Raw genomic sequence first — 22129 nt, forward strand, 5'->3', positions numbered from 1 at the left:
CTCAGGGTCCCCCTCCCCCGCTGCGCGAGGGAGGATTCGCCAAATTCGAACGTCGCGTATGGCGTTTCACGTTGTCATCCTCTAGCGAATCGAACATCGAGACTTGCCGAGACCGCCCAAATGACCGCTGCCGACCTGCTCGCGAGCGACTTCGCCACCCTCCCCGACCTGATCCGCGCCCACGCCATGGAGCAAGGCGACAAGGTCGCACTCGCCGAGGCCGATGGCGAACTCGATTACGCCAGCCTCGACGCGCTGATGGATCGCATCGCCGCGGCGCTCCAGCGCGACGGCGTGGCGCAGGGCCAGGCCGTCGCGATCGTCGCCTCGGCGAGCATCGATTACGCCGCGGTGTTCCTCGGCGCGCTTCGCGCCGGCTGCCTCGCCACGCCGATCGCGCCGTCGGGCACACCCGAGAGCATCGTCGCGATGATCGCCGATTGCGCCGCGCCGATCACCTTCGTCGACGCCGAGGCCGCGACCGCGCTGGCGGGCGCGCATATTCCGGGCAAGCTCGTCCGGCTGAAGGCGCTCGGCAATTGGCTCGCCCCCGAAGGCGCCACCCCCGCGCCGGTGACGATCCGCCCCGAGGACGGCTTCAACATCATCTATTCCTCGGGCACCACCGGCACGCCGAAAGGCATCGTCCAGAGCCATGCGATGCGCTGGGCGCACATCAACCGCAACGAGGCGGCTGGCTTCGCCAGCGCGGTGACGATGATCGCCACGCCGCTCTATTCGAACACCACGCTGGTCAGCTTCCTGCCGACGCTCGGCTGGGGCGGCACCGCGGTGTTGATGAAGAAGTTCGACGCGCGCGGCTATCTGACGCTCGCCGAGCGCCACCGTGCGACGCACACGATGCTCGTGCCGGTGCAATATCAGCGGCTGATGGCGCTCCCCGATTTCGACCGCTTCGACCTGTCGAGCTTCCGCTTCAAGACCTGCACCTCGGCCCCCTTCTCGGCCGCACTGAAAGCCGATGTGCTCGCGCGCTGGCCCGGACTACTGGTCGAATATTACGGCATGACCGAAGGCGGCGGCACTTGCCTGCTGCTCGCTAACGCCTATCCCGAGAAGCTCCACACCGTCGGCCGGCCGATCGAGGGGCATGACATCCGCCTGATCGACGACGACGGCACCGAAGTCCCGCAGGGTGAGATGGGCGAAGTCGTCGGCCGCTCACCCGCGATGATGACCGGCTATTTCGGCCGCAGCGATGCCACCGCCGCCGCCGAATGGCACGATGCCGCGGGCAATCGCTACATCCGCCACGGCGATGTCGGGCGCTTCGACGAAGACGGCTTCCTGACGCTGCTCGACCGCAAGAAGGATTTGATCATCTCGGGCGGGTTCAACATCTATCCGACCGATCTCGAGGCGGTGCTGTCGCAGCATCCCGCGGTCGCCGATTGCAGCGTGATTGGGGTCCCGTCGGAAGCGTGGGGCGAGACGCCGGTCGGCTTCTACGTGGCGCATACCGGGATCGACGCGAGCATCGCGGAGATCCTCGACTGGACCAATGCCCAGCTCGGCAAGACACAACGGCTGGCGGCGCTCCACGCGATCGACGAGCTGCCGCGCAGCGCGATCGGCAAGGTGCTCAAGCGCGAATTGCGGGATCGCCTGGCGGAGACCGCGGCATGACCCCGATCCGCGAGATTCTCGCTGCCGCGACGCCGATCGAAGGCGGCTTCAGCGCGCAGATTCCGAGCGATTGGTTGCAGGGCCGCACCGCCTATGGCGGCCTGTCGAGCGCGCTCGCGCTGCACGCGGCGCAGGGGATCGAGCCCGACCTGCCGCCGCTGCGATCGGCGCAGATCTCGTTCATCGGCCCCCTGTCGGGCACGGTCAGCGTCACCGCGACCAAGCTGCGCCGCGGCCGCACCGCCGCCTTCATCCAGGCCGATATCGTCTCCGAAGCCGGGCTCGGCTTTCGCGCGACGTTCGTGTTCATGGCCGAGCAGCCCTCGCGGATCGAGCTCAAGGGGGGGCTCGCCCGGACGCTTCCGCCACCCGCGTCCGACGCGAAGCTCTACACCGGCCCCAACGCGTTCTTCACCGGAAACTTCAACTTCCTCGATTTGAAGCAGGAAGCCCCAGGCGAGGCCGAATGGCTGCGCTGGGCGCGGTTGCGCGATTGCGCCGGGATCGACCCGATGGTCGAGGTGCTCGCGCTCGCCGACGCGCTCCCGCCCGCGGCGTTCAAGCTGTTCGGCAAGGATGTCGTGCCGCTCTCGTCGCTGACCTGGATCGTCAATTTGCTGACGCCCACCCCTACCACGACCGAAGGCTGGTGGCTGCTGTCGGCGGAGTCGCACCATGCCGTCAACGGCGGATCGAGCCAAAGCATGATGCTGTGGAACGCCGACGGCGTGCCGGTGGCGCAGGGGATGCAGAGCGTCGCGATCTTCGGCTAACCGTGCCGCCGCGCCTCCCCTCCCTGGAAGGGCAGGGCTGGGGGTGGGTCGGCCCGTGGCGAGGTCGACGCCAGCCTTAGGCCGACCCACCCCCGCCCCCTCCCTTCCAGGGGGGGGAGGAAGATTTGCGACAAGTTGCGACACTTTGCCGCCGCCACCGGCACACACGCGCGACAGAGTTTCCCCCATAACAGGCTCAACCAACGGCAACCCCGCCCAGCCAGCAAGGAGTTTTCCGGCATGTCCTTCACGCGTTTCCTCGTCGCGACGACGGTCGCCGCGCTCGCGACCGCCGCGGCGGTGGCGCAGGGTGGCGGCGGCATGTTCCGCACCGCCGACACCAATGGCGACGGCCTGATCTCGCATGCCGAAGCGACCGCGCAGGCCAATGCGCGGTTCGACGCGATGGATCTCAACAAGGACGGCGTCCTCACTACCGACGAGCTGACCGGGCCCGGCAGCCGGATGATGACGCGCGCCGACACCGATCACGACGGCAAGGTGACGCGCGCCGAATATCTCGCCCAGGCCGACATGCGCTTCAACCGGATGGACGCCAACAAGGACGGGCAGATCTCCAAGGAAGAGGTCGCCGCGTGGATGGATTCGATGCGCGGGCCGGGCGGCCCCGGCGGTCCGGGCGGGCGCCGCGGCCGGAGCGACCCAGCCGACGCGATCGCGCCCCCGAAGCCTGCGCCAGCGACCACCCCTTCCCCCCCTCCGAGCCAGTAAGTCCCCCTGGCCCGGCCGCCGGGCGAGCTGCCCCCCGCTCGCCCGGCACCACCGCACGCGGCCACCTTTTCCTGAGGTCAGATCATGCTAAGCAGCGAACCGATGGGAGACACGCCGCATCTGTTGCTCGTCGACGACGAACGCTCGATCCGCGAACCGCTCGCGCAATATCTGACGCGGCAGGGTTTCCGCGTGACGCAGGCCGGCGACGCCGAGGGCGCGCGCGCGCGGATGACCGCCTATGCGATCGACCTCGTGATCCTCGACATCATGATGCCGGGCGAGGACGGCCTGTCGCTGACCCGCCATATCCGCGAGAGCGGCGAAGTCCCCGTGATCCTGCTCACCGCGCGCACCGAAGAGACCGACCGCATCGTCGGGCTCGAAATGGGCGCCGACGATTATGTCGTGAAGCCTTTCTCGCCGCGCGAACTGGCGGCGCGGGTGAAGGTCATCCTGCGCCGCGCCGCCGCGGGCGGCACGCGCCAGCACGCGCCCGAAAGCGGATCGTTCGCCTTTGCCGGCTGGGTGCTCAAATCGGGCGAGCGGACTTTGGTCGACCGCGAGGGCGTCTCGGTGCCGCTATCGACCGGCGAATATAATCTGCTCCACGCGCTTGTTACCCGCCCGCGCCAGGTGCTGACGCGCGACCAACTGCTCGATCTGACGCAAGGCCGCGAGGCCGCCGCGTTCGACCGCGCGATCGACAATCAGATAAGCCGCCTGCGCCGCAAGATCGAATCGGACGCCAAGACGCCCGAACTGATCAAGACGGTGTGGGGCGGCGGCTACACGCTCGCCGCCGAAGTGACGCGCCTTTGAAGCTCGCGCGCCTGCGGGCGATGCCGCGCAGCCTGTCGGGGCAGATGGCGCTGCTCATCGCGATCGCGCTGTTCGTCGCGCAGGCAATCAACTTCACGCTCGCGCTGCAGGACCGGCGCCGCGCGCGGCTCGACCAGGCGACTGGGCCGGTCGTCACGCGGATCATCGACGCCGACGAGCGGATCGCGGCGGGGCGGCATGTCGGCGGCGGCGGCTGGAGCCGGATCCGTCTCGTCCCGACCTCGCCGATCCAGCCGGGCGGCGAGCATATCCCTGCGGTCGAGACCGCATTGCGCGCTGCGCTCGCCGAGGCCGGGGTCAAGGTCGGGCAAATCCAGACGCAGGTCCTGCCGATCCAACGCGACGACCCGCGGCTGCGCTATGTCAGCGCGCAACGCGTCGAGCGCCTGCTCCGCGGCGGCGCCGAGCTTCAGGTCGCGGTCGAGCGGCCGACGGGGCAATGGCTGGTGCTGAGCCTGCCATGGTCGCGCGACAATTCGGATATCTTCTGGCGGCTGATGGCGCAGACCGCGATCCTCTACATCGTCGTGCTCGTCCCGCTGCTGTGGGCCGGCCGTCGCATCTCGCGGCCGTTGCGTGGACTCGCCGAGGCCGCACGCAGTTTCCAGCCGGGCGCCGCCGCCGAGCCCGTCGCCGCCGCCGGGCCGCAGGACGTGCGCGACGTGATCGCCGCATTCAATGCGCTGCGGCTGCGCGTGACGGCAATGCTCGAGGAAAAGGACCGGATGCTCGGCGCGATCGGGCACGATCTGCGCACCCCGCTCGCCTCGCTGCGCGTCCGCGTCGAATCGGTCGACGACGATGCCGACCGCGCGAAAATGGCCGAGACGATCGCCGAGATGAACCGGATGCTCGACGACATCCTCTCGCTCGCGCGGATCGGCCGGCCGAGCGAGCCGCCGACCGAGGTCGATCTCGCGGCGCTGGTCGATGCCGTGGTCGAGGATTTCCGCGAGATCGGCCATGAAGTGGTGTTCGAGGAAAGCCCGCGGATGCGGATGCGGCTGCGCCCCGGGCTGATGCGGCGCGCGCTGCGCAACCTGATCGAGAATGCGCTGAAATATGCCGGCGCGGTCGAAGTCAGCATCGAAGCGAGCGCCCATGCGGTCGCGATCCTGGTGTGCGACCGCGGCCCCGGCATCCCGGCCGAGCGGCTGGGCGACGTGTTCGAGGCGTTCACGCGGCTGGAAACGTCGCGCAATAAGGAAACCGGGGGGATCGGCCTGGGGCTAGCATTGGCGCGGACGATCGTGCGCGACGCCGGCGGGGATATCACGCTCGCGAACCGCGACGGCGGCGGGCTGATCGCACGGATCACGCTCGCGCGTTGACCCGCGCAGCGGTCCCTGCCGAAGCGCTACGGCCGGACCGTGGCGCATCGCTTCGACAGGCCGCTCCTACGAGCGGAACGCTGATTGCAGATCTTAGAAGCGGTACTTCAGCCCGATCTGCGCGATCGGATAGACCTTGTAGTCGTCGACCTTGCGCTGCGTGCTCTGACGCTCGTTCTCGAGCTCGACCAAGAAGCGCGGATCGTTGGCGAGCGTCCCGTTCGAGCGGAAATCGCGCACGCGCACCGCACCCTGGAACAATGCGCCGGCCTCGAAATGGAAGCTCAGCCCGTGGTGCAGACCACCGCCATATCCGAGCGTCAGCTGCGGCGCGACGTCCTTCACTTCGGCGCGCCCGCTGATCGTGCCGATCTGCGCGGGCGTGAAGGCGGTAGTGCCGATCGTCGTCGTGCTTTGCGGCGTGGCGCGCAGACGGCCGTCATTGCCGTTGATGCGCGCACCGGCCGAGAGGAAGAACCCACCGCCGAACGGGTAGAGATCGAGCATCACGCCGCCCGACTTGAGGTTGGCGTGGCCGTCATAGCGGACGTTGTTCGATTTGACGCTGTGATCGAACGACAGGAAGGTCGCGTTCGCCCGCACGCCGATCGTGCGATTGGCGCGATAGCCGATTTCCGGACCGATACCGAGCGTGCCAGCGGTCAGCCCGATGCGGAACCGGCCCTGATCGGCCGTCGTCGCGCGCGGCGCAGCGTCCGGTTGCACCGGCCCCGTTTGCGCCAGAGCTGGCTGCGCGAGGCAGGGAAGGCATGCCGCAAGCGCCACGCCCAGCATCATCGTCTTCATCGTATCAAATCCCGTGTTCAACCGCGAACCGCCCAATGATTCGCTTGCTGATCCGGATTAACGAGAAGATCATGATAAACTGATTAATTGATCTGACTCAATACAACAATATTGAGTGACCCTTTGCATCGTTTCGCAGCCGTTATTGTTTTTAATCTGACACAAGGTACGTTTCGACTGTGGAATACTGCGGACTTCAATCCGACGACGCGGCGGCCATCGTCATAGGCCGCGCCCACTGAAGACGGCTTGGTCTTGCGCGGGGCGCGCGGGACGGGCACCACGGCCTCGCACCAACCCTCCCCTCCGCGCGCCATCCCTCGGCTAGCTGTCCGGCACGCGCGGATCCTTTGTCTGTGGAGACCAAGTTCGATGTGGATGTTCGACCGGTTCGCGAAGAATGTCGTCAAGCGCGGCGAGCTGACGATCGTCGACGCCGACGGGAAGCAGTATCGCTACGGAACCCCCGACCCTGCGTTCCGACCCGTCACGCTGCGTTTCGCCGACAAGAACGTCGCGAGCTATATCGCGCGCCACCCGCGGCTCGGCGCGGCGCTGGCGTGGATGGACGGGCGGCTGCTGGTCGACAATGACGATATCGCCGGGATGATCGACCTGATCCGCGGCAACGGCCGCTGGGAAGATGGCCGGAGCACGATCGGCACCAAGAACCCGGTCAAGCTCGCCTGGGCGGCGAGCACCGCGCGGCTGCGGCAACTCAACCGCGTCGCCAAGTCGAAGCAGAACGTCGCGCACCATTACGATATCGGCGACCGGCTCTACGATCTCTTCCTCGACGCCGACCGCCAATATAGCTGCGCCTATTTCACCGACGAGGACAATAGCCTCGAACAGGCGCAGCTCGACAAGAAGGCGCATATCGCCGCGAAATTGCAGCTGAAACCCGGTCAGCGCGTGCTCGACATCGGCTGCGGCTGGGGCGGGATGGCGCTGTATCTCAACCGCGTGGCTGACGTCGACGTACTCGGCATCACGCTGTCGGAGGAGCAACTCAAGACCGCCCGCCGCCGCGCCGAGGAAGCCGGCGTCGCCGACCGCGTGAAGTTCGAGCTGATCGACTATCGCGAGCTGACGGGGCGGTTCGACCGGATCGTTTCTGTCGGCATGTTCGAGCATGTCGGCGTGCCCAATTATCGCACCTTCTTCCACAAATGTCGCGCGTTGCTCGAGGAGGACGGCGTGATGCTGCTGCACACGATCGGACGCATGGGCGGCCCCGGGCAGACCGACCCGTTCACCGCCAAGTACATCTTCCCCGGCGGCTACAATCCGGCGCTTTCGGAAATCGTCGGCGCGAGCGAATCGGTCCGGCTGATCGCTGCCGATGTCGAGACGCTGCGCGTCCATTACGCGCTGACGATCCGCCACTGGTACGACCGCGCCGTCGCCAATCGCGACAAGATCGAGGCGATGTTCGATGCGCGCTTCTATCGGATGTGGGTCTTCTATCTTGCCGGCGCGATGGCGGCGTTCAAGCATGGCGTGATGTGCAACTACCAGGTGCAATTGATCCGCGACCGCCGCGCGCTGCCGCTGACGCGGGGGTATATGGCGGAGGCGGAAGCGGCGTTGCAGGCGGGTGAGGTGGAGGTGCCGGAGCCGGTTCTGCGCTAATTTTGGACCGCCCGCCCTCTCCCGTCACCCCGGGCCCGTCCCGGGGTCCACCGTGCGGCGTGAACTGCGGGGGCAGTATCTGCATCTCGGTGGACCCCGGGACAAGCCCGGGGTGACGGATGGGGGTGGGGCGGACTGAGGGTCGCGACCGCCGGCTAGGCTCCGTCCGACACGGCGACAGCAACCACCTCGATCGCCTCGTCCTTCCCCGCGAACTCGACGCGCTCGCCGACCTCCGCACCGAGCAGCGCGCGCGCCAGCGGGGCCTGATAGCCGATCTTGCCCGCCGCCGGATCGGCCTCGTCGCCGCCGACGATCTCGACCACGCGCTCGGCGCCGTTGAGACGATAGGTCACGGTGCTGCCAATCCCGACTTCACCCTCCGCCGCGGGCGCGACGACCTCGGCGGTGGTCTGGCGGGTGTGCCAATAGCGCAGCTCGCGCAGCACCACGTCGCGGTCCTCGGCCACAGCAGCCGCCACCGCAGCTTCGAGCTCGGTCACCTTCGCCCCGATCAGCGCCAACCCGCGTGGCGTCACTAGGTTCGGACCCGGCGCGATCGGCCGTTCGAACTTGGGTTCGAGATGTTCTTCGTCGCTCTCGCGGCGGAAGGCGACGCTCATTCAGGCTCTCCACAGGCTTTGTTGCACAACGCCGTGCCGGACACTTGGGTGCAACGCAACAATCTGCTACGGCCCGCCGATGCTGAATATCAATGGTATCACGGTGCGCCTCGGTGGGCGCGCGATCCTCGACGGTGCGAGCGCGGCGCTGCCGCCCAGGAGCCGCGTCGGGCTGATCGGGCGCAACGGCGCCGGCAAGTCGACGCTGATGAAAGTCATGATCGGCCAGCTCGAGCCCGATCTCGGCGAGATCGAGATGCCGCGCGGCACGCGCATCGGCTATATCGCGCAGGAAGCCCCCTCGGGCACGACCACCCCGGTCGAGGCCGTGCTCGCCGCCGACACCGAGCGCGCGTCGCTGCTGGAGGAGGCCGAGACCTGCCAGGATCCCGACCGCATGGGCGTCATCTACGAGCGCCTCACCGCGATCGACGCCTATACCGCCCCTGCCCGCGCCGCACGCATCCTCGTCGGCTTGGGCTTCGACGAGGAAATGCAGGGCCGCCCGCTCGATTCCTATTCGGGCGGCTGGAAGATGCGCGTCGCGCTCGCCGCGCTTCTGTTCTCCGAGCCCGATCTGCTGCTGCTCGACGAGCCGTCGAACCATCTCGATCTCGAAGCGACCTTGTGGCTCGAGAACTTCCTCAAATCCTACCCCGCGATGATGGTGGTGATCAGCCACGAGCGCGATCTGCTCAACAATGTCGTCGACACCATCCTCCATCTAGAGGGCGGGAAGGTCCATCTCTACACCGGCGGTTACGACAGCTTCGAGCGCCAGCGCGCCGAACGCGTCGCGCAGCTCGCCGCCGCCAAGGCCGCGCAGGACACGCAACGCGCGAAGCTCAGCGAATATATCGCCAAGAACTCGGCGCGCGCCTCGACCGCCAAGCAGGCGCAGAGCCGCCAGAAGATGCTCGCCAAGATGCAGCCGATCGCCTCAATGGCCGAGGATCCGACGCTGTCGTTCGAATTCCCGAGCCCCGAAGAACTGCGCCCGCCGCTGATCACGCTCGACATGGCCGCGGTCGGTTACGCGGAAAAGCCGATCCTCCAGCGGCTCAACCTGCGCCTCGATCCCGACGACCGTGTCGCGCTGCTCGGGCGCAACGGCAACGGCAAGACCACGCTCGCGCGCCTGCTCGCGGCGCAGCTGCCGACGATGGACGGCGCGATGAATGCCAGCGGCAAGATGCGCGTCGGCTATTTCACGCAGTATCAGGTCGAGGAACTCGACGGCGACGATACCCCGCTCGAGCATATGACGCGGATGATGTCGGGCAAGACTCCCGGCGCGGTGCGCGCGCAGCTCGGTCGCTTCGGCTTCTCGGGCGTCAAGGCGACGCAGAAGGTCGGCAAGCTCTCGGGCGGCGAACGCGCGCGCCTCGCGCTCGCGCTGATCACGCGCGACGCGCCACACATGCTGATCCTCGACGAGCCGACGAACCATCTGGACGTCGATGCGCGCGAGGCGCTGGTGCAGGCGCTCAACGCCTATGACGGCGCGGTCATCCTCGTCAGCCACGATCGCCACATGGTCGAGCTCACCGCCGACCGGCTCGTGCTGGTCGATAACGGCACCGCCAAGGAATATGCCGGCAGCATGGAGGATTACATCGCCTTCGTGCTCTCGGGCGACGGCGGCGGCGAAGGCGCCAAGACCAAGGCCGCCAAGAAGGACGACAAGCCGCAACTGAGCGCCGCCGCGGTCGCACTGCAGAAGCGCGCGCACGAGGCCGAGGCGCTCGTCGCCAAGCTCACCAAGCAGCGCGACGCGATCGACCGCGCGATGCTCGATCCGAGCACCGCCGAAGCATGGCTCGCGCGGCTGTCGCCGGCCGACCTGGTCAAGCAGCACGCGCAAGTCTCGAAGAAGCTCGATACCGCCGAAGCGGCTTGGTTCGAGATCAGCGAATCGCTGGAAATGGCGGCGGCTTGATCAAAATCGATTGTCTTTCCTTTCGAACCTGCAACGATCGTCTCTAGGAAAAGGCGGGAATCGCAGACGCGTGTCGTCTTTCAGGTGACGGTGATCATATCCTGGGGAGGCAACATCGATGAGACTCTCACCATTATTGCGCGCACGCCTGACCGCGGCGCGCCATGATCTTGAAGCCCGCAGCGGCGCGAGCACGTTCGACTGGTCGGATGACCAATGCCTTTCGGCGCTGAGCCTGATCAACGCCGGGCATAGCCTGCGCGACGCGGTGGCGATCGTGCGCGGCGACGCGGTGCTCGAAGACGGCCGGGTCGATTACAATCCCGGCTGCGCCTGGATCGACTTTGCGCTGGCGCGGCGCGACCGCACGCCCGCGCAGGCCGAACACATCGTCTCCGAATGGGAAGGCCGTCAGCTTTTCCCGACGGGATCGACCGAAGCGCTGATCCTCGATCCGGTCCGCAGCGGCGCGCGGCCGCACACCGGGCATTCGCTCTACTGATGGTGCGGGCGGTCGGGCTCGAACCGACACTCCGATTAAGGAACGGGATTTTGAGTCCCGCGCGTCTACCAATTTCACCACGCCCGCATGGCCGATCGGGGCGGCGCTGCCGCGCCCGCTCGGCGAAGCGCAGGCCTATAAGCGACGCGCCCGCCGATTTCCAGCGCGATTGTTGAACAATATCGGCGCGCCGCCGCAGCGATGATGACGGAAATTTCACGAGGGTCGCGCGGCGGGTTGCCGCTACAAGCCGCGCAATCGCCCTCACTCGGAAACCGTCTCATGGTCGAAGCTGCCGATGCAAAAGAGCTGATCGACGACGCGATCGAGCGCGCCGAGGCCGAACGCGACGCGGGTCAGCGCGAGGAGCGTGCCACCGAGCGCGCATTCCGCGACCGCGTGTCGCTGATGGTCGGCGGTTTCGCGGTCAGCCTCGCGGTGATCCACATGGCGGCGGCAGGCAGCGCGCGCGAAAGCCTGTTGAAGGGGATCGAAGCGTCCGACACCTTCGCCTATATGCAGGCCAAGATCGTGCGCGAGACGGTGCTCAAGACCGCAGCGCAGGGCGGCGGCGGCGCCCCCGCCGATCGACGCGACTGGGCGGCCGAGGCCGCTCGCTTGCGCGCACCCGACAAGGCTGGCCACGGCATCGGCCAGCTGCAAGCGAAGGGCGATGCGTTGCGCGAAGAAGGCGCGCACGCCGCGCGTGCGGGCGAAGGCTATGAACTCGGCGAGACCGCGCTGCAGCTCGCAATCGTGTTGCTGTCGATCGCGCTGATCGCGCGCTCGCGGCCGATCGTCTTTGGGGCGGCGTGCCTTGCGGTAATCGGCGTGACGACGGCGATCGCCACCGCGCTCGGCGTCACGCTGCCCTGGGTTGCCTAGCCGACTGCGATTTGGATGAAATTCGCGTCAGAAAGCGCCACGCAACTTGAAGCGCACGCGGTGTCGAACGATCTCCCAGTCCCCGATGCGAGGACTGGACATGACCCCCGACGAACGCACCCTGTTGAACAATTTCCTCGGCGAACTGACCAGCGCGCGTGGTGGCGCCAAGGATAGCGAAGCCGACGGCATGATCCGCCAGGCGCTCGCCGCCAATCCCGATGCGGGCTATCTGCTCGTCCAGCACGCGATCGTCGCCGACCAGTCGCTCCACGCGGCGCAGGCGCGGATCGCCGAGCTCGAGCAGCAGGTGAGCGCAGCGGCGCCAGCGCAATCGACGAGCTTCCTGTCGCCCGGAGCGGGCCCGTGGGGCGGCAGCCAACCCGCCTACGCCCCGCCCCCGCCCGACGAGCGCCCCGGGATCTTCTCGGGCGGCGGGGGGCTCGGCAGCTTCCTGCGCTCGGCCGGCACCACCGCGGCGGGTGTCGCTGGCGGCGAGATGCTGTTCAACGGCCTGTCGGGGCTGTTCGGCGGGCACCGCTCGGAAGGGTTCGGCGGCGGCCAGGGCTTCTTCGGCGGCGGCGGCGAGGAGAATGTCGTGATCAACAATTACGGCGACGACGGCGTCGGGGACGGCGGCGACGGCGGCACCTGGTGAGGGCATGAGCGGGCGGGCGCCCCGCCCGCCGGCTACGATACGCCGACGCTGTCGGCCTCGCTGACGCGGCTCGCACGCCCGCCCGGAATGACCAGCGCCACGAACACGGCAAGCCCGCCGCCGATCAGTGTCGCGGCGATGCGATGCTCGGCATTGGCCACCGCGTCGCCGGTGCCGAGCGAGATCAGCAGCACGATCGTCGCGGTGATCGACGCGGTCAGCCCGGCATAATGCGCCTTCTGCAGCGCGAAGGCAGATCCAGCGGCGAGCGTCGCGCCGGCGAGGAAAATCCAGCTCTGGCTGTTAAAGGCCGCGGCGAACAGCGTCGCGATCAGACAGCCGCCGAGCGTTCCGCCGATCCGCGCGAGCCCGCGTGCGCGCGTGTCGCGCAGCCGCGGCTTGAGCACGATCAGCGCGGTCATCGGCGCCCAATAGCCATTGGCAAGTCCGAGCCGCTGGATCACGACGAGGCTGCCCCCGACGCACAAGGCCGCGCGCAGCACATGGCGCAGCAGCGTCCCGCGCTGTGGCGGGGGCAGGATTGCAGGCGCGAGGAACGGCGCGCCCGAGCGCGGGAACAGCCGCGCCAGCGCGACGACCGAGGCGATCTCGATCGTCCCGCCGAGCAGGATCATCGCCGATCGCTCGCCCGCCGCGTCGATCCCGCCGTGAAAATAGCCCGCGACGAAGAAGATGATGACGACCTGCAGCACCACCCACCATATGTCCTCGTCGTACAGCGCGAGCGCCGCGCACCCCGCCGCCGCTGCGGCCGCGGCGAGCACGAAGACTCCGCTCTCCTGCCCGAGCAGGGTTCCGGCAAAGGCTGCGACGACCATCCCCGCCATCGCCCAGGCCATCGCCGCCCAGCGGCGCCCGCGCATCTCGCGCGCCGCGCCGAAGCCGACCGCGAACGCCGCGCCTGCCGCGGTCGCGGCTTGGACCGGATAGCCGAGCCATTGCCCGACGATCAGGATCAGCGGCAGCGCGGGGACGCACAACGCCGCCTCGCGCCAGTGGAACGGGCGCAAATGATGGTGCCCGAGCCGCAACCGGCGGGGCAGCGCTGCCGGGGGCCGGGTCGCAGGGTTCGGATGGAGACGGTCCATTGCGGCTTAACCCGTCGGCGCGCCGAAGGAGCCGAACGCACGCGCAGGAATTGCCGGTTCGCTTTGCCCTTGGCGTTGCGCTACCCGACGCCCATCGCATTCACCGGAGCACCGAGATGGCCGACCGCACCGACGCCGAGCACAATGCCAAGATGGCCAGGATCAAGGTCGCCCGCGACCGGATCGTCGAGAGCAAGACGCAGGAAAAGGGTCTGCTGATCGTCCATACCGGCAACGGCAAGGGCAAGACTTCGGCCGCGCTCGGCATGGTGGTGCGCGCGATCGGCCACGGGATGAAGGTCGGCGTGATCCAGTTCGTCAAGGGCGCGTGGGAAACGGGCGAGAAGCCGGTGTTCGACCGCTTCGCCGACCTGATCGAGTTCAAGCCGATGGGCGAAGGCTTCACCTGGGACACGCAGGACCGCGCGCGCGACGTCGCGGTAGCGCGCGAAGCCTGGGACGAGGTCAAGCGGATGATCGCCGATCCGTCGTACCAGATGGTGGTGGCCGACGAGCTCAACATCGTGCTGCGCTACGACTATCTCCCGCTCGACGAGGTGCTCGAAGTGCTCGCGGCAAAACCCGCCGATACGCACGTCATCGTCACCGGCCGCAATGCCCCGCAGGCGCTGATCGGCATGGCCGATCTGGTCACCGAGATGACGCTGGTGAAACACCCGTTCCGCGAACAGGGCGTGAAGGCACAGAAGGGGATCGAGTTTTAAAGCCGCCGCGCGAAGACCGCTCCCTACCCGTCACCCCGGGCCCTGTTCCGGGTGACGATGAAGAGAGCACGGCGGGAGCGAGGGTTTAGCGCCCCCCGACGCCTTCCCGCCTATCGATAGCGCGGATCTGCGCCGCAAGCGAAGCGACCGCGGCCGCAAACGCCGGGCTGCCGCACACCGTCTGCGCCTGCTCGATGTACAGGTGCCGCGCCGCCGGGATCGCGGTATCGAGCACGGGATGATGCAACGCGGCGGTACCGCGATCGGCAACCGCGCGCGTCCCCGATTCGAGGATCAGGAAATCGGGTCGCGCCAGCGCCATCTCCTCGAGCGACAGCTGCGACAGCGCCGGTCGCCCGAGCCGCGCCGCCAGATTGACCAGCCCGACGCGGCGGAACATCTCATCGACCAAGGTTCCCGTGCCCGTGAGATAGCCCTGCCGCTGATAATAGGCCGCAACTCGCCCCCGCCCCGGCGGCGGCCCGACCGATGCGAGCGCGCGCCGCATCTGCGCGATCATGCGGGCCCCACGCTCGGGATGCCCGACCGCCGCCGCCAGCGTGGTGATCGCGGCCTCGATCGCCGCCACGTCCTGACTCCACGGCAAATCGAGCAGCTTCACCCCATGCGCCTTGAGCGGCGCGAGCACCGCGCGCGTCTGGAACGGCGCGCCGATCACGAGATCGGGCCGCAGCGCCATCACCTCCTCGGCGCTGCGATGCGTAAAGGGGATCGAGCGGGCGTGCGCCGCCACCGCCGACAGTTCGGGATCGCGCGCCCATTCGGTCAGCGCGACGATCTGCGTCCGGTCGGCCAGGCCGACGAGCAGCTGGTCGGCGCAAAGATTGAGCGAGACGATCCGCCGCGGCCCCGGCGCGGCCGCCCCGAGCAGCGCAAGGCTTGCGATGGCGAGCATGATCCGAAGGCTGCGCACGTCTGAATTCCTTCGCTTTCGCTCGCGTCCCGGCTACGGCTCAGGGGGGCGTCCGCACCGCGCGCGGCGGCCCGACCGATCCTGAGCGAGGTCTGCTGTGCCGAACCTTCCGCCCGCGCGCAATGCCGTGTGGCTTATCCCCCTGCTGGCGGGGCTGGCGATCGTCGCCGCGACCGCATCGCTGCTGGTCGGACCCGCGCATCTATCGGCGGCGGCGCTGTGGAGGGGGTTTACCGGGCACGGCGACCCGATCGTCCGCGCGATCCTGTTCCAGCTGCGCCTGCCGCGCGCGCTGCTCGGGCTGCTGGTCGGCGCGATGCTCGGCATAAGCGGCGCGTCGATGCAGGGCTATCTGCGCAATCCGCTCGCCGATCCGGGCGTGCTCGGCGTGTCGAGCGTCGCCGCGCTCGGCGCGGTGATCGCGATCTACTGGCAAGTCGCGACCGCCCACCCCTTCGTGCTGCCGCTGCTTGCGATCGCTGGCGCCTTGCTCTCGCTGCTGCCATTGATGTGGCTGTCGCGCCGCGGGGAGAGTACGCTCAGCCTGATCCTGGCAGGGGTGGCGGTCGCGACGGTATCGGGCGCCGGGATCAATCTCGCGCTCAACCTCGCGCCCAATCCGTTCGCGGCGATGGAGATCACGACATGGCTGCTCGGCAGCCTCGAGGACCGCAGCTTCGGCGATGTCTGGATCGCGCTGCCGTGCGTCGCGATCGGGATGACGCTGCTGCTGTGGGACGGGCGCGCGCTCGATGCGCTGTCGCTGGGCGAGGATGCGGCGCGCACGCTTGGCGTCGATCTCGCGCGAGTCCGGTTGCGGCTGATGCTCGGCATCGCGATCGGGATCGGCGGCGTGGTCGCGGTCGCAGGGAGCATCGGCTTCGTCGGGCTGATCGTCCCGCACCTGGTCCGCCCGCGCACCGACCGCAGCCCGTCGGCGATCCTCGTCCCCTCGGCGCTCGCGGGTGCAGCGCTGCTGACGCTCGCCGATCTCGGCACGCGGCTCGTGCCGACCGCGACCCCGCTCAAGCTCGGCGTGCTGACCGCGTTCCTCGGGGTGCCGGTCTTCCTCCATTACCTGCTGCGGGAGCGGCGGCTGTGGTGACGATCGCGACCCAAGGCTTGTCGGTCGCGCTCGGCGGACGCCGCGTGCTCGAATCGATCGACGTGACGCTCGAGCAAGGCGCGCTGATCGGCGTGATCGGCCCCAACGGTGCGGGCAAGTCGACCTTCGCGCGTGCGCTGCTCGGGCTGCTTCCCGCCGAGGCCGGGCGCGTGATGATCGACGGCGCCGACGTGGCGACGCTCGGCAGCGAGGGCGTCGCGCGCCGTGTCGCCTATCTGCCGCAAGCCTATGCGCTGCACTGGCCGCTGAGCGTCGCGCGGCTCGTCGGGCTCGGGCGGCTGCCGCATCTCGGGCCTTTCTCGCGGATCGGCGTAGAGGATCAGGCCGCGATCGACGCCGCTTTACGCGACACCGGCACGACGCATCTCGCCGATCGGACCGCGACCGACCTGTCGGGCGGCGAGCGCGCGCGCGTGATGCTCGCGCGCGCGCTCGCGACCGGTGCGCCCGCGCTGATCGCCGACGAGCCGCTCACCGCGCTCGACCCCGGGCACCAGCTCGAAATTATGGCGCTGCTCCAGGCGCAGGCGCGCGGCGGGGCGCTGATCGTCGTGGTGCTGCACGATCTGTCGATCGCGGCGCGCTTCTGCGACCGCCTGCTGTTGCTCGATCAGGGGCGGCTGGTGGCGGACGGCGCACCCGATGCGGTGCTGACCGACGCAGCGCTTGCGCAGGTCTATGGCATCACCGCGTGGCGGGGCATAGCGGGGGAGCAGCCGCTGCTGCTTCCGCTCGATCGGATCGCAGCGCCGCCGCGCGCCGCCTGAGCCGGCGTTACGCCGCTTCGCCAACCGTCTGCTCGATCGTCCCGAAGATCGGATGGTGCTTGTCGTCCTCGGCCCAGATTCGCACGGTGTCGCCCGCCTTGAGGAAGGCGGTGCGCGGCGCGCCGCCGACGATCGTCTCGACCGTCCGCAGTTCGGCAAGGCAGGCATAGCCGACGCCGCCGTCGGCGATCGTCTTGCCCGGTCCGCCATCGGCGCCGCGGTTCGACACGGTACCCGATCCGACGATCGTCCCCGCCCCCAGCGCGCGCGTCTTGGCGGCGTGGGCGATCAGTGTGCCGAAATCGAAGGTCATGTCGGCCCCCGCCGCGACGCGCCCGAACGGCTCGCCGTTGAAATCGACCATCAGCGTGCGGTGGAGCTTGCCGTCCTGCCACCAGTCGCCGAGCGAATCGGGGGTGACGAACACCGGCGAGAAGGCGCTGGCGGGCTTCGACTGGAAGAAGCCGAAGCCCTTCGCCAGTTCACCTGGGATCAGGTTGCGCAGCGACACGTCGTTGGTCAGCCCGACCAGCCGCACCGCGGCGAGCGCCGCATCGCGGCTCGCACCCTGCGCGACGTCACCGGTGACGACGACGACTTCGCCCTCGAAATCGCAGCCCCAGCTTTCGTCGGCGAGCGGAATCGCCTCGCGCGGCCCCAGAAAGCCGTCCGATCCGCCCTGATACATGAGCGGATCGTGCCAGAAACTGTCGGGCATTTCGGCCGAACGCGCCTGCCGCACCAAGGCGACATGGTTCACATAGGCCGAGCCGTCGGCCCATTGGTACGCGCGCGGCAACGGTGCCGCGGCCTTGGTTTCGTGGAAGCGCTGCATCGGGATCGTCTCGTGCTCGAGGTCGATCGCGAGGTTCTGGAGATCGGGCAGGACGCGGTCCCAATCGTCGAGCGCGGCCTGCAGCGTCGGCGCGATGTGCCCGGCGTCGGCGTACCAGGCGAGATCGTTCGATACGACGACGAGCTTGCCGTCGCGCCCGGATTTGAGGCTGGCCAGTTTCACATGCGCTCTCCTACGATTTCCCCACCCTTAGCCCGTTCCGTCATTCCCGCGAAAGCGGGAATCCCGCTTCTTTCGAGCGTCCGCGGGAAGAAGAAGCAGCGGGATCCCCGCTTTCGCGGGGATGACGGTGGGGATTGACGCTCGCGGAAAGACACCGCACACCGTCAGGAAAACGCGTTGCAACGTGAAACCTAGGAGAGTCCGAAATGTCCTCGCTCGACACCGTCGCCGGCCGCTTCGCCTATACCGAAGATCACGAGGCGTTCCGCCAGACCGTCCGCCAGTTCCTGCAGAAGGAAGGCGTCCCGCACGTCGCGCAGTGGGAGGAAGACCGGCTCGTCCCCAAGGATTTCTGGCGTAAGGCCGGCGAGATCGGCATGCTCTGCCCGACCGCACCCGAGGCCTATGGCGGGCTCGGGCTCGACTTCGGCTATAACGCGATCGTCGACGAGGAGATGGCGTATAACGGCGTGCCCGCGGGCTTCTCGCTCCAGTCGGACATCGTCGCGGGCTATATCGAGACCTATGGCTCGGAAGAGCAGAAGAAGCAGTGGCTGCCCAAGATGGTCTCGGGCGAGGTGATCACCGCGATCGCGATGACCGAGCCCGGCACCGGCTCGGACCTCCAGGCCATCCGCACGACGGCGAAGAAGGACGGCAACCACTACGTCATCAACGGCTCGAAGACCTACATCACTAACGGGCAGAACACCGATTTGACACTGGTCGTCGCGAAGACCGATCCCGACGCCAAGCCCGCTTGGAAGGGCATGTCGATCATCCTGGTCGAGAGCGACCGCGCAGGCTTCAGCAAGGGCCGCAAGCTAGACAAGATCGGCCAGGAAGCCGCCGACACCTCCGAGCTGTTCTTCGAGGACGTCCGCGTGCCGATGACCAACTGCCTCGGCGAAGAGGGCAAGGGCTTCATCTATCTGATGAGCCAATTGCCGCAGGAGCGCCTGTCGATCGCAGTGTCGGTCCAGGCCTCGGCGCAGAAGGCGTTCGATGAGACGGTCGAGTTCACGAAGACGCGCAAGGCGTTTGCCGGAATGGTGTTCGATTTCCAGAACACCCGCTTCGTGCTCGCCGATCTCAAGGCCAAGCTGCAGGTCGGCTGGGCGCATCTCGACTGGGCGATCGCGCGGCATCTCAAGGGCGAGCTGACCAACGAGGAAGGCGCCGCGGCCAAGCTGTGGCACACCGACCTGCAATGGGAGGTGATGGACGCCTGCCTCCAGCTGCACGGCGGTGCGGGTTACATGAACGAATATCCGATCGCCCGCGCCTGGCGCGCGGCGCGCGTGACGCGGATCTTCGGCGGGACCAACGAGATCATGAAGGAGCTGATCGGGCGCTCGCTGTAGCGGGCGTCGCGGATCAGCGCTGCGTCTGCAGATAGGCGATCAGGTCGGCGCGATCGAGCGGATCGGCGAGCCCCGCGAAGCCCATCGCGGTGCCGGGCACCAGCCGCTTCGGATTGGTGAGCCACGCATCCATCCGCGCGGGCGTCCAGCGCCCACCGAACGATTGCAGGGCGGAGGTGTAAGGAAAGCGCGGCCGGCGTTGCGCGACCTCGGCGCCGATCACCCCGAACAGGTTCGGCCCGCTACGATCGGCCGCGTAGCGGTCGATCGAATGACACGCGTAGCATTGCCCGAAAACCTTCTCGCCGGCCGAAGCGCTAGCGACGCGCAACAGCGCCGCCGGCGAGGGCGCGGGCCCCGCCGCACGACGACGCGCCGCCTTGTCGTCGCCCGACGAACAGGCGGCGAGGAGGAGCGCTACAGCACAGGTGGAAAGCGCCGGACGCATGCCGCTCACACCGACAGCGTCCGCGCCCGATCGCGCAGCCGGTCGACCGCGGCGGCATGGACCCCCGGCGTCGTCGCGAGCACGCCGAACGCCTGCGCGCGCGGCGTATTGAAGGCGAGCGGCGCACCGAACGCGTCGCTGACGCTCGCCCCCGCCTCGGCGGCGATCAGCGCGGCGGCGGCGATGTCCCACTCATAGCCCCAGCGCAGCGTCGCGACGAGATCGGCCTCGTCGGCGGCCACCATCGCGATCCTGAGGGCGATCGAATTGGGCTTGGCGACTGCGACGAGATCGCTGTCGGCCTTGGGCAGGCCATCGGTCGGGACGCGCGATCCACTGAAGACGCGCCGGCCGCCGACCCGGATCGCGGCGCCGTTGCGCGTCGCCCCCTGCCCCAGCGCCGCGCGGAAAATGTCGCCGCGCGCGGGCGCGTCGAGCACGCCGATCGTGACCCGCCCTTGTTCGACCAGCGCGACCGACACCGCCCAGCCATCGCGCCCGCGGATGAAATCGCGCGTGCCGTCGATCGGATCGACCACCCACACCCGCTCGCAGTCGAGCCGATCGGCATTGTCGGCGGTCTCCTCGGACAGCCAGCCCGCATCGGGCAAGAGCGCCGACAGTCGCGCGTGGAGCAAGGTGTTGACGTCGAGATCGACCTGGCTGACCGGGTCGTTCGGCGCCTTTTCCCAGCGCGCGAAATCGGTCCGCCAGTGCCGCAGCGCGAGCGCACCCGCCTCGGCCGCGACCGCCGCGACGGCGTCGGCCAGCCCAAGATCGGCGCGCGAAGCTTCAGCCACTCGCCACCGTCATCCCGTCGATGCGGATCGTCGGGACGTTGATCCCGTAGCGGAATTCGAGATCGTTCGCCGGGGTAAGCTCGCGGAACATGTCCTTGAGATTGCCCGCGATGGTGAATTCCGCGACCGGCCCGGTGACGACGCCATTCTCGATCCGGAAGCCCGCCGCGCCGCGGCTGTAATCGCCCGTCACGCCGTTGACGCCCATCCCGATCAGCTCGGTGACGAGCACGCCGCTCGCGATATCGGCGATCAAGGTCTCGGGCGGAAGGTCGCCCGCCGCCATATGGAGGTTGCTGGTCGAAACGCCCGGCGCGCCGCCGACGCCGCGCGCGGCGTGCCCCGTCGGCTCGAGCCCCAATTGCCGCGCCGACGCGCTGTCGAGCAGCCACGCCTCGAGCATCCCCGCGTCGATGATCGCCATCGGCGACACCGGCAGCCCCTCGCCGTCGAACGGCCGCGAGCGCAGCCCGTGCGGCAAATGCGGATCGTCGAGCACCGTCACCGCGCTCGAAAACACCTGCGTGCCGAGCGCGTCGAGCAGGAAGCTCGTCTTGCGCGTGATCGCCTGGCCCGAGATCGCGCCGATCAGATGGCCGAGCAGGCTCGACCCGACGCGCGGATCGAACACCACGCTCATCGGCCCGCTCGCAAGCCGCCCGGGATTGACGCGCGCCACCGCGCGATTGCCCGCGCGCGTGCCGATCTCGGTCGGATTCTCGAGCGCGCGGCGATGGCGCTTCGAGCTATAGGCGTAATCGCGCACCATCGCGCCGCCCTCCCCGGCCAGCACGCTCGCCGACAGGCCGTATCCGGTCGTGGCATAGGCCGCGGCGAAACCGTGGCTGGTGGCGAGCGCCCAGATCGAGCGCGCCGCGCTCGCCGATCCGCCCTCGCTGTTGGTCACGCCAGCAACGGCGCGTGCGGCGTCTTCCGCCGCTTCCGCGGCATCGCGCAAGGCGCTCGGCGAGGCTTCTTCGCCACCCTGCGCGAGATCGTCGAGGTCGAGCAGCGGCGGCGCGCCGTGCATCAGCCGCTCGGCGGGCGCGAGCCCGGCCCAGGCGTCCTCGGGCGCTTCGCGCGCCATCGCCACCGCGCGTTCGACCAATGCCGCCAGCGCGTCGTGCGACAGATCGGAGGTCGAGACGCTCGCCGAGCGCTTGCCAACGAAGACGCGCAGGCCGAGTTCCGCGCTTTCCGAGCGCCCGACATCCTCGAGCGCGCCGAGCCGCACCGCCACATCGAGCGAAGTGTCGGCGGCATAGACCGCATCGGCGGCATCGGCGCCCGCCGCCTTGGCACGAGTGACGATATCGGCGGCGCGATCGCGGGCTTGGTCTGGGGTCAGCATGGCTGCGGACTTAGGTGCGGGCGGGCAAGCGTGCAACCTTCCCCCGTCATCCCCGCGAAAGCGGGGATCCCGCTACCTGCTCGCTGCCGAAGAAGAAGCGGGACCCTCGCTT

At 68.6% G+C, this 22129-nt stretch carries 22 protein-coding genes and 1 tRNA gene; 14 read left to right on the forward strand and 9 right to left on the reverse strand.

Going from position 1 to position 22129, the window contains the following annotated elements:
- Positions 1-120: 120 nt before the first annotated feature.
- The 5 genes from RH90_RS17665 (at position 121) to RH90_RS17685 (ending at position 5326) form a co-directional block, all read left to right on the forward strand.
- On the forward strand, positions 121-1647 hold the full coding sequence (locus RH90_RS17665; protein WP_010187601.1) for a class I adenylate-forming enzyme family protein: 1527 nt from the start codon (positions 121-123) through the stop codon (positions 1645-1647).
- A complete protein-coding gene (locus tag RH90_RS17670; protein ID WP_010187603.1) occupies positions 1644-2420 on the forward strand; it encodes a thioesterase family protein in 777 nt (258 codons plus the stop codon). The genes RH90_RS17665 and RH90_RS17670 overlap by 4 nt, the downstream gene beginning before the upstream one ends.
- A 240-nt stretch (positions 2421-2660) precedes the next feature.
- Entirely contained in the window at positions 2661-3152 is a 492-nt protein-coding gene (locus RH90_RS17675) for an EF-hand domain-containing protein (RefSeq protein WP_010187604.1), read from the forward strand.
- Positions 3153-3254: 102 nt separating this feature from the next.
- On the forward strand, positions 3255-3974 hold the full coding sequence (locus RH90_RS17680) for a response regulator (RefSeq protein ID WP_010187606.1): 720 nt from the start codon (positions 3255-3257) through the stop codon (positions 3972-3974).
- A gap of 44 nt (positions 3975-4018) precedes the next feature.
- Positions 4019-5326 (forward strand): sensor histidine kinase, encoded by a 1308-nt coding sequence (locus RH90_RS17685; RefSeq protein WP_081477018.1) that lies wholly within the window; start codon positions 4019-4021, stop codon positions 5324-5326.
- Between the two features lie 93 nt (positions 5327-5419).
- Here RH90_RS17685 and RH90_RS17690 read toward each other — a convergent pair whose 3' ends face one another.
- Entirely contained in the window at positions 5420-6133 is a 714-nt protein-coding gene (locus RH90_RS17690; RefSeq protein ID WP_010187609.1) for a hypothetical protein, read from the reverse strand.
- Positions 6134-6505: 372 nt separating this feature from the next.
- Here RH90_RS17690 and RH90_RS17695 point away from each other — a divergent pair, with 372 nt between their 5' ends.
- Positions 6506-7768: an SAM-dependent methyltransferase gene (locus tag RH90_RS17695; protein ID WP_010187610.1), complete on the forward strand. Its 1263-nt coding sequence runs from the start codon at positions 6506-6508 to the stop codon at positions 7766-7768.
- A 155-nt stretch (positions 7769-7923) separates the two neighbouring features.
- Here RH90_RS17695 and RH90_RS17700 read toward each other — a convergent pair whose 3' ends face one another.
- Positions 7924-8391, reverse strand: a complete 468-nt coding sequence (locus RH90_RS17700; RefSeq protein WP_010187612.1) for a GreA/GreB family elongation factor — start codon at positions 8389-8391, stop codon at positions 7924-7926.
- Between the two features lie 79 nt (positions 8392-8470).
- On the opposite strand from RH90_RS17700, the gene RH90_RS17705 reads away from it, so the two are divergent.
- Positions 8471-10330: an ABC-F family ATP-binding cassette domain-containing protein gene (locus RH90_RS17705; protein WP_010187614.1), complete on the forward strand. Its 1860-nt coding sequence runs from the start codon at positions 8471-8473 to the stop codon at positions 10328-10330.
- A gap of 118 nt (positions 10331-10448) precedes the next feature.
- On the forward strand, positions 10449-10832 hold the full coding sequence (locus tag RH90_RS17710; protein WP_157134621.1) for a hypothetical protein: 384 nt from the start codon (positions 10449-10451) through the stop codon (positions 10830-10832).
- Here the strand turns inward: RH90_RS17710 and RH90_RS17715 are convergent.
- Positions 10833-10919: transfer RNA gene (locus RH90_RS17715), tRNA-Leu, on the reverse strand.
- 195 nt (positions 10920-11114) lie between these two features.
- On the opposite strand from RH90_RS17715, the gene RH90_RS17720 reads away from it, so the two are divergent.
- Together RH90_RS17720 and RH90_RS17725 are read left to right on the forward strand one after the other, a co-directional pair.
- Positions 11115-11717 carry a DUF4337 family protein gene (locus RH90_RS17720; protein WP_010187617.1) on the forward strand — a complete coding sequence of 201 codons (603 nt, stop codon included), beginning with the start codon at positions 11115-11117 and terminating at the stop codon, positions 11715-11717.
- A 100-nt stretch (positions 11718-11817) separates the two neighbouring features.
- On the forward strand, positions 11818-12375 hold the full coding sequence (locus tag RH90_RS17725) for a DUF2076 domain-containing protein (RefSeq protein WP_010187618.1): 558 nt from the start codon (positions 11818-11820) through the stop codon (positions 12373-12375).
- Positions 12376-12407: 32 nt separating this feature from the next.
- Here RH90_RS17725 and RH90_RS22170 read toward each other — a convergent pair whose 3' ends face one another.
- Positions 12408-13484, reverse strand: coding sequence for an FUSC family protein (locus tag RH90_RS22170; protein ID WP_051124706.1), 1077 nt, complete (start codon positions 13482-13484; stop codon positions 12408-12410).
- A 116-nt stretch (positions 13485-13600) separates the two neighbouring features.
- Here RH90_RS22170 and cobO point away from each other — a divergent pair, with 116 nt between their 5' ends.
- Positions 13601-14209 carry a cob(I)yrinic acid a,c-diamide adenosyltransferase gene (cobO, locus tag RH90_RS17735; RefSeq protein ID WP_010187620.1) on the forward strand — a complete coding sequence of 203 codons (609 nt, stop codon included), beginning with the start codon at positions 13601-13603 and terminating at the stop codon, positions 14207-14209.
- An 85-nt stretch (positions 14210-14294) separates the two neighbouring features.
- Here cobO and RH90_RS17740 read toward each other — a convergent pair whose 3' ends face one another.
- Positions 14295-15143 (reverse strand): ABC transporter substrate-binding protein, encoded by an 849-nt coding sequence (locus tag RH90_RS17740; RefSeq protein ID WP_010187621.1) that lies wholly within the window; start codon positions 15141-15143, stop codon positions 14295-14297.
- Between the two features lie 97 nt (positions 15144-15240).
- Here RH90_RS17740 and RH90_RS17745 point away from each other — a divergent pair, with 97 nt between their 5' ends.
- Together RH90_RS17745 and RH90_RS17750 are read left to right on the forward strand one after the other, a co-directional pair.
- The gene (locus RH90_RS17745) at positions 15241-16248 is read left to right on the forward strand and encodes a FecCD family ABC transporter permease (RefSeq protein WP_010187622.1); all 1008 of its coding nucleotides are present in this window, start codon (positions 15241-15243) and stop codon (positions 16246-16248) included.
- On the forward strand, positions 16242-17036 hold the full coding sequence (locus tag RH90_RS17750; RefSeq protein ID WP_010187628.1) for an ABC transporter ATP-binding protein: 795 nt from the start codon (positions 16242-16244) through the stop codon (positions 17034-17036). Before RH90_RS17745 ends, RH90_RS17750 begins: the two co-directional genes overlap by 7 nt.
- 7 nt (positions 17037-17043) lie before the next feature.
- Here RH90_RS17750 and RH90_RS17755 read toward each other — a convergent pair whose 3' ends face one another.
- A complete protein-coding gene (locus tag RH90_RS17755; protein ID WP_010187630.1) occupies positions 17044-18054 on the reverse strand; it encodes a fumarylacetoacetate hydrolase family protein in 1011 nt (336 codons plus the stop codon).
- 206 nt (positions 18055-18260) lie between these two features.
- Here RH90_RS17755 and RH90_RS17760 point away from each other — a divergent pair, with 206 nt between their 5' ends.
- Positions 18261-19418, forward strand: a complete 1158-nt coding sequence (locus tag RH90_RS17760) for an acyl-CoA dehydrogenase family protein (RefSeq protein WP_010187632.1) — start codon at positions 18261-18263, stop codon at positions 19416-19418.
- A gap of 13 nt (positions 19419-19431) precedes the next feature.
- Here the strand turns inward: RH90_RS17760 and RH90_RS17765 are convergent, their stop codons facing one another.
- From RH90_RS17765 to RH90_RS17775, 3 genes are read right to left on the reverse strand one after another with little or no spacing between them, the layout of a single operon-like run.
- On the reverse strand, positions 19432-19866 hold the full coding sequence (locus tag RH90_RS17765) for a c-type cytochrome (RefSeq protein ID WP_037492905.1): 435 nt from the start codon (positions 19864-19866) through the stop codon (positions 19432-19434).
- Between the two features lie 5 nt (positions 19867-19871).
- The gene (locus RH90_RS17770; protein WP_010187636.1) at positions 19872-20666 is read right to left on the reverse strand and encodes a 3'(2'),5'-bisphosphate nucleotidase CysQ; all 795 of its coding nucleotides are present in this window, start codon (positions 20664-20666) and stop codon (positions 19872-19874) included.
- A complete protein-coding gene (locus RH90_RS17775; RefSeq protein WP_010187638.1) occupies positions 20659-22017 on the reverse strand; it encodes a TldD/PmbA family protein in 1359 nt (452 codons plus the stop codon). The genes RH90_RS17770 and RH90_RS17775 overlap by 8 nt, the downstream gene beginning before the upstream one ends.
- Positions 22018-22129: the final 112 nt, after the last annotated feature.

The sequence above is a fragment of the Sphingomonas sp. PAMC 26605 genome, from assembly GCF_000241485.1.
GTDB lineage: Bacteria > Pseudomonadota > Alphaproteobacteria > Sphingomonadales > Sphingomonadaceae > Sphingomonas.

Excerpts from the sequence above, each read along its gene's own strand:
- RH90_RS17690 (WP_010187609.1), bottom strand. The coding sequence starts at position 6,133 with ATGAAGACGATGATGCTGGGCGTGGCGCTTGCGGCATGCCTTCCCTGC.
- RH90_RS17765 (WP_037492905.1), bottom strand. The coding sequence starts at position 19,866 with ATGCGTCCGGCGCTTTCCACCTGTGCTGTAGCGCTCCTCCTCGCCGCC.
- RH90_RS17705 (WP_010187614.1), top strand. The coding sequence starts at position 8,471 with ATGCTGAATATCAATGGTATCACGGTGCGCCTCGGTGGGCGCGCGATC.
- RH90_RS17775 (WP_010187638.1), bottom strand. The coding sequence starts at position 22,017 with ATGCTGACCCCAGACCAAGCCCGCGATCGCGCCGCCGATATCGTCACT.
- cobO (WP_010187620.1), top strand. The coding sequence starts at position 13,601 with ATGGCCGACCGCACCGACGCCGAGCACAATGCCAAGATGGCCAGGATC.
- RH90_RS17725 (WP_010187618.1), top strand. The coding sequence starts at position 11,818 with ATGACCCCCGACGAACGCACCCTGTTGAACAATTTCCTCGGCGAACTG.
- RH90_RS17700 (WP_010187612.1), bottom strand. The coding sequence starts at position 8,391 with ATGAGCGTCGCCTTCCGCCGCGAGAGCGACGAAGAACATCTCGAACCC.
- RH90_RS17675 (WP_010187604.1), top strand. The coding sequence starts at position 2,661 with ATGTCCTTCACGCGTTTCCTCGTCGCGACGACGGTCGCCGCGCTCGCG.
- RH90_RS17685 (WP_081477018.1), top strand. The coding sequence starts at position 4,019 with ATGGCGCTGCTCATCGCGATCGCGCTGTTCGTCGCGCAGGCAATCAAC.
- RH90_RS22170 (WP_051124706.1), bottom strand. The coding sequence starts at position 13,484 with ATGGACCGTCTCCATCCGAACCCTGCGACCCGGCCCCCGGCAGCGCTG.
- RH90_RS17720 (WP_010187617.1), top strand. The coding sequence starts at position 11,115 with ATGGTCGAAGCTGCCGATGCAAAAGAGCTGATCGACGACGCGATCGAG.
- RH90_RS17680 (WP_010187606.1), top strand. The coding sequence starts at position 3,255 with ATGGGAGACACGCCGCATCTGTTGCTCGTCGACGACGAACGCTCGATC.
- RH90_RS17710 (WP_157134621.1), top strand. The coding sequence starts at position 10,449 with ATGAGACTCTCACCATTATTGCGCGCACGCCTGACCGCGGCGCGCCAT.
- RH90_RS17665 (WP_010187601.1), top strand. The coding sequence starts at position 121 with ATGACCGCTGCCGACCTGCTCGCGAGCGACTTCGCCACCCTCCCCGAC.
- RH90_RS17670 (WP_010187603.1), top strand. The coding sequence starts at position 1,644 with ATGACCCCGATCCGCGAGATTCTCGCTGCCGCGACGCCGATCGAAGGC.
- RH90_RS17695 (WP_010187610.1), top strand. The coding sequence starts at position 6,506 with ATGTGGATGTTCGACCGGTTCGCGAAGAATGTCGTCAAGCGCGGCGAG.
- RH90_RS17760 (WP_010187632.1), top strand. The coding sequence starts at position 18,261 with ATGTCCTCGCTCGACACCGTCGCCGGCCGCTTCGCCTATACCGAAGAT.